Source organism: Faecalimicrobium dakarense, assembly GCF_000499525.1.
In the GTDB taxonomy this organism is placed as follows: domain Bacteria; phylum Bacillota; class Clostridia; order Peptostreptococcales; family Peptostreptococcaceae; genus Faecalimicrobium; species Faecalimicrobium dakarense.
This window is the reverse complement of sequence record NZ_HG529403.1, coordinates 1-12841: the sequence shown is the minus strand read 5'-3', so window position 1 is coordinate 12841 and position 12841 is coordinate 1. Positions and strand designations below refer to the sequence as shown.

Annotated in this window: 16 protein-coding genes; 12 read left to right on the top strand and 4 right to left on the bottom strand. The window is 28.5% G+C overall.

The genetic code is table 11. The features are described from left to right. Nucleotides 1-137: 137 nt before the first annotated feature. Nucleotides 138-1688: an ABC-F family ATP-binding cassette domain-containing protein gene (locus tag BN899_RS14510; RefSeq protein ID WP_042276831.1), complete on the top strand. Its 1551-nt coding sequence runs from the start codon at nucleotides 138-140 to the stop codon at nucleotides 1686-1688. A gap of 31 nt (nucleotides 1689-1719) precedes the next feature. Continuing rightward, on the top strand, nucleotides 1720-2355 hold the full coding sequence (locus BN899_RS14505) for a TIGR01906 family membrane protein (protein ID WP_042276829.1): 636 nt from the start codon (nucleotides 1720-1722) through the stop codon (nucleotides 2353-2355). A 15-nt stretch (nucleotides 2356-2370) separates the two neighbouring features. On the opposite strand, the gene BN899_RS14500 is transcribed toward BN899_RS14505, so the two are convergent. After that, nucleotides 2371-2649: a cysteine-rich small domain-containing protein gene (locus tag BN899_RS14500; protein ID WP_042276827.1), complete on the bottom strand. Its 279-nt coding sequence runs from the start codon at nucleotides 2647-2649 to the stop codon at nucleotides 2371-2373. A 186-nt stretch (nucleotides 2650-2835) separates the two neighbouring features. Here BN899_RS14500 and hflX point away from each other — a divergent pair, with 186 nt between their 5' ends. From hflX to BN899_RS14475, 5 genes are all read left to right on the top strand, one after another. Then, nucleotides 2836-4119, top strand: coding sequence for a GTPase HflX (gene hflX, locus BN899_RS14495; protein WP_042276825.1), 1284 nt, complete (start codon nucleotides 2836-2838; stop codon nucleotides 4117-4119). An 8-nt stretch (nucleotides 4120-4127) separates the two neighbouring features. Beyond that, entirely contained in the window at nucleotides 4128-4793 is a 666-nt protein-coding gene (locus tag BN899_RS14490; protein ID WP_042276823.1) for a HEAT repeat domain-containing protein, read from the top strand. A gap of 100 nt (nucleotides 4794-4893) precedes the next feature. Further along, nucleotides 4894-5337 carry an NUDIX domain-containing protein gene (locus tag BN899_RS14485; RefSeq protein ID WP_042276821.1) on the top strand — a complete coding sequence of 148 codons (444 nt, stop codon included), beginning with the start codon at nucleotides 4894-4896 and terminating at the stop codon, nucleotides 5335-5337. A 108-nt stretch (nucleotides 5338-5445) separates the two neighbouring features. Then, a complete protein-coding gene (locus BN899_RS14480; protein WP_042276818.1) occupies nucleotides 5446-6090 on the top strand; it encodes a YigZ family protein in 645 nt (214 codons plus the stop codon). A gap of 139 nt (nucleotides 6091-6229) precedes the next feature. After that, entirely contained in the window at nucleotides 6230-6655 is a 426-nt protein-coding gene (locus tag BN899_RS14475; RefSeq protein WP_042276815.1) for a hypothetical protein, read from the top strand. A 123-nt stretch (nucleotides 6656-6778) separates the two neighbouring features. Here BN899_RS14475 and BN899_RS14470 read toward each other — a convergent pair whose 3' ends face one another. Beyond that, complete coding sequence (locus tag BN899_RS14470; RefSeq protein WP_042276812.1) at nucleotides 6779-7156, bottom strand: sulfite exporter TauE/SafE family protein; 378 nt, start codon at nucleotides 7154-7156, stop codon at nucleotides 6779-6781. Further along, a complete protein-coding gene (locus BN899_RS14465) occupies nucleotides 7156-7524 on the bottom strand; it encodes a sulfite exporter TauE/SafE family protein (protein WP_042276809.1) in 369 nt (122 codons plus the stop codon). The genes BN899_RS14470 and BN899_RS14465 overlap by 1 nt, the downstream gene beginning before the upstream one ends. A gap of 188 nt (nucleotides 7525-7712) precedes the next feature. On the opposite strand from BN899_RS14465, the gene BN899_RS14460 reads away from it, so the two are divergent. The 4 genes from BN899_RS14460 (at nucleotide 7713) to BN899_RS14445 (ending at nucleotide 11401) form a co-directional block, all read left to right on the top strand. After that, nucleotides 7713-7901, top strand: coding sequence for a ferredoxin (locus tag BN899_RS14460; RefSeq protein ID WP_042276806.1), 189 nt, complete (start codon nucleotides 7713-7715; stop codon nucleotides 7899-7901). Between the two features lie 134 nt (nucleotides 7902-8035). Then, on the top strand, nucleotides 8036-8791 hold the full coding sequence (gene nadE / locus BN899_RS14455) for an NAD(+) synthase (RefSeq protein WP_042276803.1): 756 nt from the start codon (nucleotides 8036-8038) through the stop codon (nucleotides 8789-8791). A 144-nt stretch (nucleotides 8792-8935) separates the two neighbouring features. Then, nucleotides 8936-9658, top strand: coding sequence for a YebC/PmpR family DNA-binding transcriptional regulator (locus BN899_RS14450; protein ID WP_042276800.1), 723 nt, complete (start codon nucleotides 8936-8938; stop codon nucleotides 9656-9658). 474 nt (nucleotides 9659-10132) lie between these two features. Beyond that, entirely contained in the window at nucleotides 10133-11401 is a 1269-nt protein-coding gene (locus BN899_RS14445; protein WP_081712282.1) for a SulP family inorganic anion transporter, read from the top strand. A gap of 281 nt (nucleotides 11402-11682) precedes the next feature. Here BN899_RS14445 and BN899_RS20200 read toward each other — a convergent pair whose 3' ends face one another. Beyond that, the gene (locus BN899_RS20200; RefSeq protein WP_278244997.1) at nucleotides 11683-11808 is read right to left on the bottom strand and encodes a hypothetical protein; all 126 of its coding nucleotides are present in this window, start codon (nucleotides 11806-11808) and stop codon (nucleotides 11683-11685) included. Between BN899_RS20200 and BN899_RS14440 the strand changes: the two genes are divergently transcribed. Continuing rightward, a complete protein-coding gene (locus BN899_RS14440) occupies nucleotides 11798-12811 on the top strand; it encodes a ComEC/Rec2 family competence protein (protein ID WP_330362568.1) in 1014 nt (337 codons plus the stop codon). The two genes, BN899_RS20200 and BN899_RS14440, sit on opposite strands and share 11 nt — an antisense overlap. Nucleotides 12812-12841: the final 30 nt, after the last annotated feature.

Sequence of the window (12841 nt, the reverse complement as noted above, 5' to 3'; positions counted from 1 at the left end):
TTATAGCCCAATTTTATTTTTTTATAAAGCTGTAAACAAAAGTTAATAGGAGGATTTAAGCCATACTTGATTTAAGTTAAAAAAGAATATATTATAGTATAGAATGTAGACGATAAAATTAGTAAAGAGGTGTTAAAATGCTAGTAGTAGAAAACGTAAGTCATGGTTTCGGAGCAAGAACTATACTAGAAAATGTTTCATTTAGACTTAGAAAAGGTGAACATATAGCATTAGTTGGTGCAAATGGAGAAGGGAAATCAAGTTTCTTAAATATAATAACAAAAAAACTTATGCCAGATGCTGGTAATATAAAATGGTCGTCAAGAGCTACAGTTGGATATTTAGATCAACATACAGTTCTTAGTAAGGGAAATACTATAAGAGATATATTAAGAGATGCATTTAAGCCAATGTTTGACTTAGAGCAAGAAATGATTCTTATGTACGATAAAATGGGAGAAGCTGACGAGGATCAAATGAATAAGCTTTTAGAAGAAACTGCTGAGATACAAACAATACTTGAAAACAGCGGTTTTTATATGATAGATGCAAAAATTCAAGAAGTAGCTAATGGATTAGGACTTGGAGAAATAGGATTAGATAAAGATGTAACTGATTTAAGTGGAGGGCAAAGAACTAAAGTGCTTCTTACTAAATTACTACTTGAAAATCCCACAATTCTTATATTAGACGAGCCTACTAACTACCTAGATGAAGAACATATAAACTGGTTAACAAGATATCTTCAAGAATATGAAAATAGTTTTATACTAGTTTCTCATGATATAGACTTTATAAATGATACTTGTAATGTAATTTATCATTTAGAAAATGGTGAATTAAATAGATATAAAGGTAACTACGATGAGTTTGTTAGACTTAATGATATAAAGAAACGTCAAGAAGAGAATGCTTATGAAAGACAAATAGAAGAAAGAAAAAAATTAGAAGACTTTGTAGCTAGAAATAAAGCAAGAGTGGCAACTCGTGGTATGGCAAACAGTAGACAAAAAATATTAGATAAAATGGAAATCTTAGAAAGACCAAAGGAAAAGATAAAACCAACTTTTGGATTTAAAGAAGCAAGAGCAGCAAGTAAAATAATATTTGAAACTAAAGATTTAGTACTAGGATATGATGAAGCTTTAACTAAGCCTCTTAATTTCCAATTAGAAAGAAATAAAAAAATAGCATTAAAAGGAATGAATGGTGTTGGTAAATCTACATTATTAAAAACATTACTTGGTATAGTTAAGCCTTTTGATGGAAATGTTGAACTTGGAGACTATCTAGAACTTGGGTACTTTGAACAAGAAAGTTCAAGAGACAATTATAATACTCCGATGGATGAAGTATGGGCAGAATTCCCAGGACTTTCAAACTTTGAAGTAAGGCAACATCTTGCTAAATGCGGGCTTACTAATGAACATATAACTAGTCAAATGAGAGTTTTAAGTGGAGGAGAAGCAGCTAAGGTTAGGTTATGTAAGGTTATGCTTAAGAATATAAACTTCTTAGTACTAGACGAACCTACAAACCATTTAGATGTTGAAGCTAAGGACGAGCTTAAAAAGGCAATAAGAGAATTTAAAGGAACAGTTCTTTTAGTATGCCATGAACCGGAATTTTATATAGATATAGTTGATGATGTATGGAATATAGAAGACTTTACTACTAAAATAGTATAATTAATAACTTTAAATATAGAGGCCTAAATATATGAAAAAAATTTTAAATCTAATATTTTCAATTGCATTTAGCATATTAATTATAATGGGAATAATACAATTTAGTGTAGGATTTAAACAACTGTATTATTTTGATATTGATTATTTAGATATACCTAAAATATCTGGATATTCTAAAGAAGAAATAAAGCTAAACTATGACTATCTAATAGATTATAATTTAAGTAAAGATGAGACTAATTTTGAAATGCCAACTATAAAATCTTCTAAAGAAGGTAAGATTCATTTTGAAGAAGTAAGAGATATATTTCAAAATATAAATAAAATATTTAAAGTGTGTTTTATTATTTCTGCAGTTTTCATATTTATAAATATAAAAAATAAAAATATAGAATTTTTAAATATAACTTCAAAAGCTTTGATTAGTATTCCATTAATTTTATCATTACCTATAATAATAAACTTTGAAAAAAGCTTTGTTATTTTTCATAAATTAATGTTTAGTAATGATTATTGGATATTTGATCCTAGTTTAGACCCTGTTATAACTATTCTCCCAGAAACATTTTTTTTCCATGCTGGGATTATGATAATAATTTTAATATTTATATCAAGTATAGTAAGTTATAGCATATACAGGTTATTAAAAAGAAAAAGAGAGCAGTAACCTGCTCTCTTTCTTTTAATCATTATTATTATCGTCTTGATTTGAAGCTACCTTAACTATATCTTTGAATTTACTCATAATATATTCATAATTACTTTTGTTATGAGGTAATAAACATTGTGAGCAGTCTTTTATACCGCTTTCGCTATATCTAAAGTTTCCGCCACAATTTTTACCTAAAGCATATAGTGGGCAGTAGCAAAATAAGCAGTTAAATTCATCTGGTTTATTAGTTTTATGACAAGGAAAATACTCACAATCTTTATGATTAAAAAATTTATAATTATCACTCATATTAATTACCCCCTGGAATTATATTAATAATATAATTATACTAAAAATAAGCATTAGTGGTATAATAAAAAAAATAATGACAAAATTAATTTTATAGGCAATTTCAATTAATAAGCCTATAAAATAGCGCTTAAATTTAGTGAGTGAAAATTACTCAAAGCGAATTTAAAAAAATGAGGTGTTAAAGTGCAAGAAATTAAAGAGAAAGCATTACTTGTAGGACTTAATATAACGTCTACAGCAAGAAAAATTGATGATATAGACATAAATGAATCAATGGAAGAACTAAAAGAATTAGCTAAAGCTGCAGGAGCAGAAGTAGTAGGAAGTTTAATACAAAATAAGCAAACTAGAGATGCTGCTTTTTATGTAGGAAAAGGAAAAGTCGAAGAAATAAAAGCATATTGCGATTCATTAGAAGCTACTATGGTAGTATTTAACGATGAGTTATCAGGTGCGCATATAAGAAATATAGAAGAAGTAGTTGGAATAAAAGTAATAGATAGAACTACTCTAATATTAGATATATTTGCTCAAAGGGCTTTAACTAAAGAAGGAAAACTTCAAGTTGAACTTGCTCAATTAAAATATAGACTACCTAGACTTTCTGGTATGGGTGGAGAGATGAGTAGAACTGGTGCGGGTATAGGCGCTAGAGGACCAGGAGAGCAAAAATTAGAAATAGATAAAAGACATATTCTTAATAAAGCAGCGGATATTAGAGCTGAGCTTAGAGAAGTTAAAAAAATTAGAGAGACTCAAAGAGTACAACGTTTAAAATCTAATATACCAATAGTTGCAATTGTAGGATATACAAATGCAGGTAAATCTACTTTATTAAATGAAATAATAAAGACTCATAAAGATTATGAAAAAGAAAAAGAAGTATTAGCGAAAGATATGCTATTTGCCACTTTAGATGTAACACTTAGAAAGGCACTTTTACCAAATAAAAAAGAATTTTTAGTAGTAGATACTGTTGGATTTGTTAGTAAACTTCCCCATGATTTAGTAGATGCATTTAAAGCAACATTAGAAGAAGTTCATTATGCTGATTTAATTTTGCATGTAATTGATGCTACAAACAGTAGCTATGAATTACAAAAGAAAACTACAGAAACCGTACTTAAGGAATTAGGTGCAAATGATAAGAAGACTATAATTGTTTACAATAAAATAGATAGATTAGAATTAGATATATATCCGAAAAATAGCGACGAGACAATATATATATCAGCTAAAAAAGGTATAAATATGGATAAGTTATTGCAAACTGTAGAAGATGCTTTAATGGAAAATACATATGATGTTACACTTTTATTACCTTATGAAAGAGGAGATATATTTAGTAGAGTTAAGAACAAGTATAATGTAGAGAACTTTGAATATGGGGAAAATGGAATAACAGTTGATGTAAAATTAGAAGAAGAGGATTATAATATATATAAGGACTATATATTAGAAAAATAGGAAATAATATGAATATAAGTTGGGATAATATAGACAACTTAGAAGACTATTATATAACCTATCTTCTATATAAAGAATCCAAAACAGTATCTCAAATAAGTAAAATAAGAAACATATCAACTTCAGAAGTAAATGACCAATTAATAAAGGCAAAGCTAGAAATAAAGGCAATGCTAAAGGATAAAGTAGAGTTGTCTAAAGATATAATAGATAAATTTTTAGGCTTAAGTAAATCTGATAGGATTGACTTTATGGAGGGGTTAAGTTCTGAAAGAATGATAGACTTTAAAAGAAAGCTTTACAAAAGAATAATAACTGAAAGAAATGCTGAAGACTTAATGACTTTAATATGGGCAACAGGAGAATTAAAGGAAGATAAATTCTTAAAGCTTTTGCACCCACTTACAGGGCATAAACATTCGGATGTAAGGAGAATAACTTATTCAGCACTTAGAAAAATACAATCACCTAATAGTAGAGAATATTTACAACGAGGTCTTTATGACACTAATCCACAAACAAGACAATATTGTGCAAAAGCACTTGCTAAAATAGGAAATGAAAATAGCTTAAGAATGTTAAGACAGTTAAAAAACAAAAAGCAATTTGAAAAAGAGTATGTACTAAGAGCATATGAAGAGGCAATTGATATGTTAGAGCAAGAAGATAGGTAACATAAAGATTTAACACTTAACATATAATTAACTAATAAATTGTTTACCTACAGTGTATCCCAGAATTAACATAAAAAAACAGTTAATAGGAGGGTTTTAGATGATAGTAAGACGTTGTGCAGGTGGAGTAGTATTTTATGCTAATAAGGTTCTTATAGTAAAGAATGACAGAGGCGAGTGGACACTTCCAAAAGGTAAAATTTCAGATAAGGAACTTCAACATGAGAGTGCAATTTTAAAAGTAAAGGAAGAAACAGGTGTTGATGCTTCTATATTAGAGGTAGCAGGTGACACTATGTATGAATTTTTCTCAAGAACTAGACAGCAAGAAGTATGTAATGCTGTTGTTTGGTATATAATGGAAACAGATAATGCTGAATATTTACTAGATGATGACCTTTTAGAAGGCGGATTCTTTAAAGTTAAAGAAGCTATAAGTATGTTATCACATAACAAAGAAAAGTCACTAGTTGATATATCTTATAAAAAATATAAAGATTTAAAGAAAAAGAGCGCAGAAAGTGGTCTAACTGCTGTTAACTAAAATATATAAATAAAAAATACAAAGAAAGGGGATATTCCCTTTCTTTTTTGATTTATAAAATAATATTGTATATAATTAATTTATAACTTTATAATATGGAGGAAAATAATGAGCACATACAAAACATTGCATGAATTTGGAATGGATGAAATTATAATAGATAAATCTACCTTTATTGGCTATGCTAAACCTATAAAGGCTGAGGAGGAAGCAGTAGAGTTTGTAAATGAAATAAAGAAAAAGCATAAAGATGCAACTCATAATGTATGGGCATATACAGTAGGCCCTACTATGAATATACAAAGATATAGTGATGATGGGGAACCACAAGGTACAGCGGGAATCCCAACATTAGAGGTTATAAAAAAAGAAGACTTAAGAGATGTTGTAGTTGTTGTTACTAGATACTTTGGAGGAATAAAACTAGGTGCAGGTGGATTAGTTAGAGCGTATACTAAAGGAGCTAAAGTGGGAATAGAAGCTGCTAAAGTAATAGAAAAAGTTTCGTATAGACAAGTTGGAATTAAAATAGACTACAATCAACTTGGAAAGGTTCAAAATGAAATAATGAATATGGGATACTTTATAAAAGATACTATATATGAAGATAATGTTGAGATACTTGTTTATTCAAGAGTTAATGAAGTGGAAGCTCTAGTATCTAAGATGACAGATATAACAAGTGCGACGGCTAGTATTACTCAAGGAGAGGAATTCTATTTATCAGAGCAAGATGGTGAAATAATACTATAAATTAAAACTAATTTAATTTAAAAAGAATTTAATGAACAATGACTCAAATCATAGAGTATTATATATAAAAGTTATAAAATTATATAACTTAAGCATCGAAATGTAGAAATACTATTATATATGCTGAGGTGTGATGTATATGAAAAATATTGAATGTGGTAGAGTTAATTCATTAAAACAAGAGATAATGAGTGATTGGGATAAAATAAATTTATCAGGAAAATTATTAACTTTCATAGGATTAATAGTATTTTTATCATCAATAGGATTAGCATTTTATGATAAAGGATCAAATGAGATTCTAAAGGCTGTAGAGGTCGTATTTAGGTCTGCTTTAGCATCTATATTTGGATTTGTACTTAGCTCAAATTTAAATTGTGGAAAAAGTAAAAATATTAATAAGTTTACTAGAAGTGAAGTATATAAAAAGATCGATATTAACGATCAAGAGTGTGAAATAGATATAGAAAATCATAACTATAGAGAAGGCAATTCAATACAAATTATAATAGCTTTTACAATTTGTATTATTTGTATATTAACTATGCTGATAATGTATAGCTGAAGTATTGATCATAATGTTGCTACAATATCTCAGTTTAGAGATTTAATGTGTAGCTCAATTGGATTTTTGTTAGGGGAATCTAAGATAAAAAAGTAAGGAGATATTAATTATATCTCCTTACTTTTATTTACCGCACTTATCAGTTTTATGATTACATAATCCCTTTTTTACTTCGAAGATGCCAATTACTAATAAAAATACTCCAAATACCCTCTTTAAAATTTCTGAAGAAATAAAATTAGCTACAAATGAACCAGATACTGCACCTAATACACCAAAAAATGCAATAGGTATAACTAGTTTAAATACCACATTTTTATTTCTCATATGTATTATTAATGCGATGATTGTCATTGGTATAGATGACAATAGGTTTATACTTTGAGCGATTTTAGGGTCTATGTTTGTAAATAATATAAGTGCAGGTATAAGTATTGTTCCACCACCCATTCCCATTCCACCTATAATTCCAGCAAAGAATCCAATAACTGCATAAATCATTAAAACACCATCCTTAGTGCAGCAATAATCATTATTGATCCAAATGAAATTCTAAGAAATTTTCCAGTAACCTTACTTAATAACTTAGCACCAACTACACCACCTACAATGCTTCCGCATGCAACTTTGAAAGTTAAATTTATATCATAAGTTCCTTTTGATAAATAAACGACAGAACTAGCCGATGATAAAAATACTATTATAGCAAGCGCTGTAGCATGAGATTTATGTTCTTCAACTTTTACAATATTATTTAATATAGGAACTAAAAGTGTTCCTCCTCCAGAACCAAATATACCATTTACAAATCCTGTAATAATTCCTATTATTGTATTTTTAATATTAAAACTAAAATGTTTATTTTCCATTATAATCACCCTCTTTTGATAGTTTTTACATAAACGCAAATTATATTTATGTAATATATAGAATAAAAAAATTTGAATTTAAAATCATACAGATGGTTATAATAATCTTGAATGAATTAATACAACTTCAATTAGAAGTTTAAATTCAAAAATTATCTAAAAAGATATTGACCTAGGAGGATTCAATTATGAAAGCACATGTTGATAAAGATACATGCATAGGATGTGGATTATGTCCAAGTATAAGCCCAGAAGTATTTGAAATGGATGATGATGGAAAAGCGAAAGCAATAACTGGAGAAGTTCCAGAAGGGAACCAAGATACAGCTAAAGAAGCTGAAGAGAGTTGTCCAGTTGATGCAATAAAAGTAGACTAATTAAATAAAAATCCATCTATTTTAGATAGCTATTTAAGTGATTAAATAGTTCTAGATAGATGGATTTTTTAATTTATAAACATATGATATAATGAAAATATACAAAATATGTAAAATATGGATAGGAGATAAAGATGACGGATATAAAATTAAAAATAGACAAAACTGTAGATTGGCTAAGGGATAAAGTTAATGAAGCGAACTGCAAAGGTTTAGTAGTTGGAGTATCTGGAGGAATAGATTCTGCGGTAGTTTGTTATTTAATTAAAAAAGCTTTTCCAGAGGATTCTATGGGTGTTATTATGGGAATTAAAAGTAATCCTCAAGATAGAGAAGATGCTCTTAAAGTTATAGAAGGATGTAATATAAAATATCTTGATTTAGATCTTACAGAGCCTCAAAATTTAATTTTAGATACAGTTGTAAGTAGGCTAAAAGAAAATAATTTATACAAAGAAGAAAAGTTAAGAATGACAGATGCAAATCTTAGAGCAAGAATAAGAATGAGTACTGTTTATACTGTAGCTAACAATTTAGGATACTTAGTTGTAGGTACAGATAATGCGGCTGAAATACATACAGGATACTTTACAAAGTACGGAGATGGTGGAGTAGACTTAGTTCCACTTGCTAACCTTACTAAGAGAGAAGTATATGAGTGGGCAAAAGAATTAGGGGTACATAATGATGTTATACATAAATCACCTTCAGCAGGTCTTTGGGAAGGACAAACTGATGAAAAAGAAATGGGAACTACTTATGACATGATTGATAATGTTGTAGAAGGAAAGTTAGAATGCGTTCCTAAAAAAGATCAGGATGTAATAGCAAGACTTCATAGAATTAGTGAACATAAAAGGCATATAGCACCAAAACCTCCTAAGTTCTAATTTACTAAATTCAAGTTTTATGCTAAAATTTACGAGTAATAAGAATTTTACTATATATAAACTAAATAAATAGGTATATATGTAAAGTTATATATATCGTGAAAAATATATAAAATCAATTATACGTATTAAGGAGTGGAAGTTATGGGACGTATAGGAAACATAATCAATAAAAAAGGAAAACAAGATTCTAAGAGAGCTAAAGTATTCACAAAGCATGCTAGAGCAATAGCGGTTGCAGCTAAAGAAGGTGGAGGAAATCCAGAATATAATGCAACTTTAAAAACAGCTATAGATAAAGCTAAAGCTGATAACATGCCAAATGATAATATAGACAGAGCTATAGCAAAAGGAGCTGGTTCTGGAGCTAACGAAAACTATGAAACAATAGTTTACGAAGGATACGGACCAGGTGGAGTTGCTGTTATAGTTGAGACTTTAACAGATAACAAAAACAGAACAGCTGGAAACGTAAGATACTTCTTCGATAAAAATGGTGGTAACTTAGGAACTAGTGGATGTGTATCTTTCATGTTCGATAAGAAAGGCCAAATACTTATAGAAGCAAATGATGATATATCAGAAGATGAATTAATGGAAGTAGCTTTAGAAGCAGGAGCTGAAGACTTTATAACTGAAGAAGACGGATATGAAGTAGTAACAACTCCAGAAGATTTCTCTCAAGTAAGAGATGAATTACAAGCTAAAGGATATGAATTTATATCTGCTGATGTTAAATTAATACCTCAAACTATTACAGAATTAACTGATGAAGATCAATTAAAGCAAATGAACAAGCTAGTTGATATGCTTGAAGATGACGATGATGTTCAAAATATATACCACAACTGGGAGATAGCTGAATAATTTCAAAGTTTAAATAAAGCACCTCTAAACTATTATGTATAGATGAAATCTATATTAATTAGTTTAGAGGTTTTTTATATTAAAAATTTAGCACTTTCCATAATATTTAACAGAGTAAAAATAATCTTTTTTAGTAACTTTAAAACTTCTTAGCTCACCTTATGTAGTTTTTTCAACTGATTATAACAATGTAATTTATTTAAAAAATAGATAGATTATTTTAAATAGTTTTACTATATATTAACATTAAAAATCATACGAACAAATTATAAAGATTAGTAGATAAATAAGTATTTTAATGAGTTTAAAATAAAATAAACACGAATTAAATAATCATAAAAATAAATATATTTCGGGTAGAAAAAATACTTTTTTTATTTTTATATAAAATTTGTTATTAACTATGGACTTTATCAAAAAATAGGACTAATATATTAAATGTTGCAATAATTAGTTTTGGAGGGAAGTGTTTAAGTGTTACCAAAGTTATTTAAAATGAAGAAAGAAAATGAACTAACAAAGGAGCAAATCGGTAAGGATATAGTAGCGGGAATTATAGTTGCTATAATAGCTCTTCCATTATCTATAGCTTTAGCTATATCATCTGGTGTATCTCCAGAAAAAGGACTTATAACTGCTATATTTGCAGGATTTGTAATATCTTTTCTAGGTGGTAGTAAGGTTCAAATTGGTGGACCGACAGGGGCATTTGTTGTAATAGTTTATGGTGTAGTTAAAACCTATGGAATAACTGGACTTATAACAGCTACAATGATGTCAGGAATTATATTAGTAGTTATGGGACTACTTAAATTTGGATATTTAATAAAATATGTACCGCAAACTATAACAGTAGGGTTTACTAGCGGTATAGCAGTAACATTACTTACAACTCAGTTAAAGGATTTCTTTGGACTTAGTATAAAAGATGTACCGGCTGAATTCATAGAAAAAGTGAAAAGCTATATAGAGAACATATCTACTTTTGATATAGCATCATTTCTAATAGGAATAGCGTGTATTTTTATATTAGTTTACTGGCCTAAGGTAAACAAGAAAATACCAGCTTCAATAATAGTATTAATATTATCTACTTTAGTTGTAAATTTATTTAATTTACCAACTGATACAATAGGTTCTAGGTTTAATGAAATATCGTCATCTATACCAAAACCACAAATACCTCATATTGACTTACAAACAATTACAACTTTAATAAAACCAGCTATAACGATTGCTTTGCTAGGTGCAATAGAATCGTTACTTTCTTGTGTAGTTTCTGACAATATGATAAATGATAAACATGATTCTAATATGGAACTTGTGGCACAAGGGCTTGGAAATATGGCATCTTCAATATTTGGAGGTATTCCGGCGACTGGAGCTATAGCTAGAACGGCAGCTAATGTTAGAAATGGAGGTAAAAGTCCGATATCAGGTATGGTGCATGCTATAACATTATTACTTATAATGGTTGTATTAATGCCACTTGCTAAGCTTATACCGATGACTACGCTAGCAGCGATACTTATAGTAGTTTCTTATAATATGGGAGAATGGTCTCATTTTAGAAAGTTATTATCTTCAAGTAAATCAGATGTTTTAGTATTAGTTGTAACATTTGTATTTACAGTAGTGTTTGATTTAGTATTTGCTATAGGAATTGGTATGGTCGTACATTATGTATTAAAATTCGTAAAAAATAGAAGTAAAAAAGAAGAAGATGAACTAAAATCGGCTTAGTACATTAAGTGAATTTTTTAGAGTAATATAATCGATTCGTATAAAAACAAAAGCGTGAATTATATATAATTCACGCTTTTATTTTTATACGAAAATCATACTATAATTTAAAAGAGTCAAAATAGATATTTAGCTAAAATATATAATAAACTAAATTTTATTGAAATTACCTTATTAGACAATATATAGTTAATTATGCTAGAATATGTATCGTATTAAAGAGGATATGACATAAAAAATGGATAAAGGGGGAATTTAATATGAATAAATTTTTAAAAAAATTAGTACTGTCTGTTATTAATAGTAACATTAGGATATACGCAAATAGGATGCCAATCAGAAGTTAATAAAGAACAAAGTAATCCACAAGTTGTAAAAGAATCTAGTGCTAAAAATATATCAAGCAAAAATGCAGAACTGCACTTTATAAATACAGGAAATTCAGATGCTATATTAATAAAGCAAGATGGAAAAGCAGCACTTATTGATGGCGGAGATAATGATGATGAACAATTAGTAGTTTCATATCTTAAAAATCAAGGGGTGAAAGAGTTAGAATACATATTTGCAACTCATCCTCATGCAGACCATATAGGTGGATTAGATGCAGTTATAGATAATATAAAAGTAAATAATTTATATGTTAGTAATGGTGATGCAGAAACAAAATCATATAGGGATTTTATAGAAGCAGCATCTAATAAAGGGCTATACCCAAGTGTTCCTTTACTTGGAAGTGAGTTTAAGCTATCAACATCAACATTTAAAGTATTATCAGTTGCTAATGAGGAAGACCCTAATAATAACTCTATAGTATTACTTTATACTAATGGAAATGATAAGATTTTATTAATGGGAGATGCTGAAGCTGAAATAGAAAAAAATCTAAATCCTGGAGATGTAGATTTGTTAAAAGTAGGACATCATGGATCATATAGTAGTACAAAAAGAGAATTTATAGAAAGAGTAACTCCTGAATATGCAGTTATACTAGCAGGAGAAGATAATAAATATGGCCATCCACATGTGGAAACTGTTGACTTATTAAAGGAAAAAAATATAGAAGTGCATAGGAGCGATGAATGCTCAGATATAGTTTTTGTATCAACTGGAAATGGACTAAGCACAAATTGTAAAGCGGGAAGTTATAATCCAGGTTCTAACTCTAAAGGTTATAAAAATAAAAATGATAATTACGTAAAACAAAATACAAAGATATCATCAAGTAATAATACTGAGAATACAGAATATAAAGATACATTAAAAGATAAAAATAATACACAAGAATTAGTTTATTGGAGTAAATCAGGGAAGAAATACCACAGTGATCCAACTTGTTCTGGAATGAAAAACCCAATATCAGGAACAATAAACGAAAGTAATAGAACAGCTTGCAGTATATGTTATTAATATAAAAAAGGTGCAATATTTAAATATTGC

Bases quoted from the DNA above. Each gene is read 5' to 3' on its own strand.
- BN899_RS14480 (WP_042276818.1), top strand. From the start codon at position 5,446: ATGAGCACATACAAAACATTGCATGAATTTGGAATGGATGAAATTATA.
- BN899_RS14500 (WP_042276827.1), bottom strand. From the start codon at position 2,649: ATGAGTGATAATTATAAATTTTTTAATCATAAAGATTGTGAGTATTTT.
- BN899_RS14470 (WP_042276812.1), bottom strand. From the start codon at position 7,156: ATGATTTATGCAGTTATTGGATTCTTTGCTGGAATTATAGGTGGAATG.
- BN899_RS14490 (WP_042276823.1), top strand. From the start codon at position 4,128: ATGAATATAAGTTGGGATAATATAGACAACTTAGAAGACTATTATATA.
- BN899_RS14485 (WP_042276821.1), top strand. From the start codon at position 4,894: ATGATAGTAAGACGTTGTGCAGGTGGAGTAGTATTTTATGCTAATAAG.
- BN899_RS14450 (WP_042276800.1), top strand. From the start codon at position 8,936: ATGGGACGTATAGGAAACATAATCAATAAAAAAGGAAAACAAGATTCT.
- BN899_RS14460 (WP_042276806.1), top strand. From the start codon at position 7,713: ATGAAAGCACATGTTGATAAAGATACATGCATAGGATGTGGATTATGT.
- BN899_RS14505 (WP_042276829.1), top strand. From the start codon at position 1,720: ATGAAAAAAATTTTAAATCTAATATTTTCAATTGCATTTAGCATATTA.
- nadE (WP_042276803.1), top strand. From the start codon at position 8,036: ATGACGGATATAAAATTAAAAATAGACAAAACTGTAGATTGGCTAAGG.
- BN899_RS14510 (WP_042276831.1), top strand. From the start codon at position 138: ATGCTAGTAGTAGAAAACGTAAGTCATGGTTTCGGAGCAAGAACTATA.
- BN899_RS14475 (WP_042276815.1), top strand. From the start codon at position 6,230: ATGAAAAATATTGAATGTGGTAGAGTTAATTCATTAAAACAAGAGATA.
- BN899_RS14465 (WP_042276809.1), bottom strand. From the start codon at position 7,524: ATGGAAAATAAACATTTTAGTTTTAATATTAAAAATACAATAATAGGA.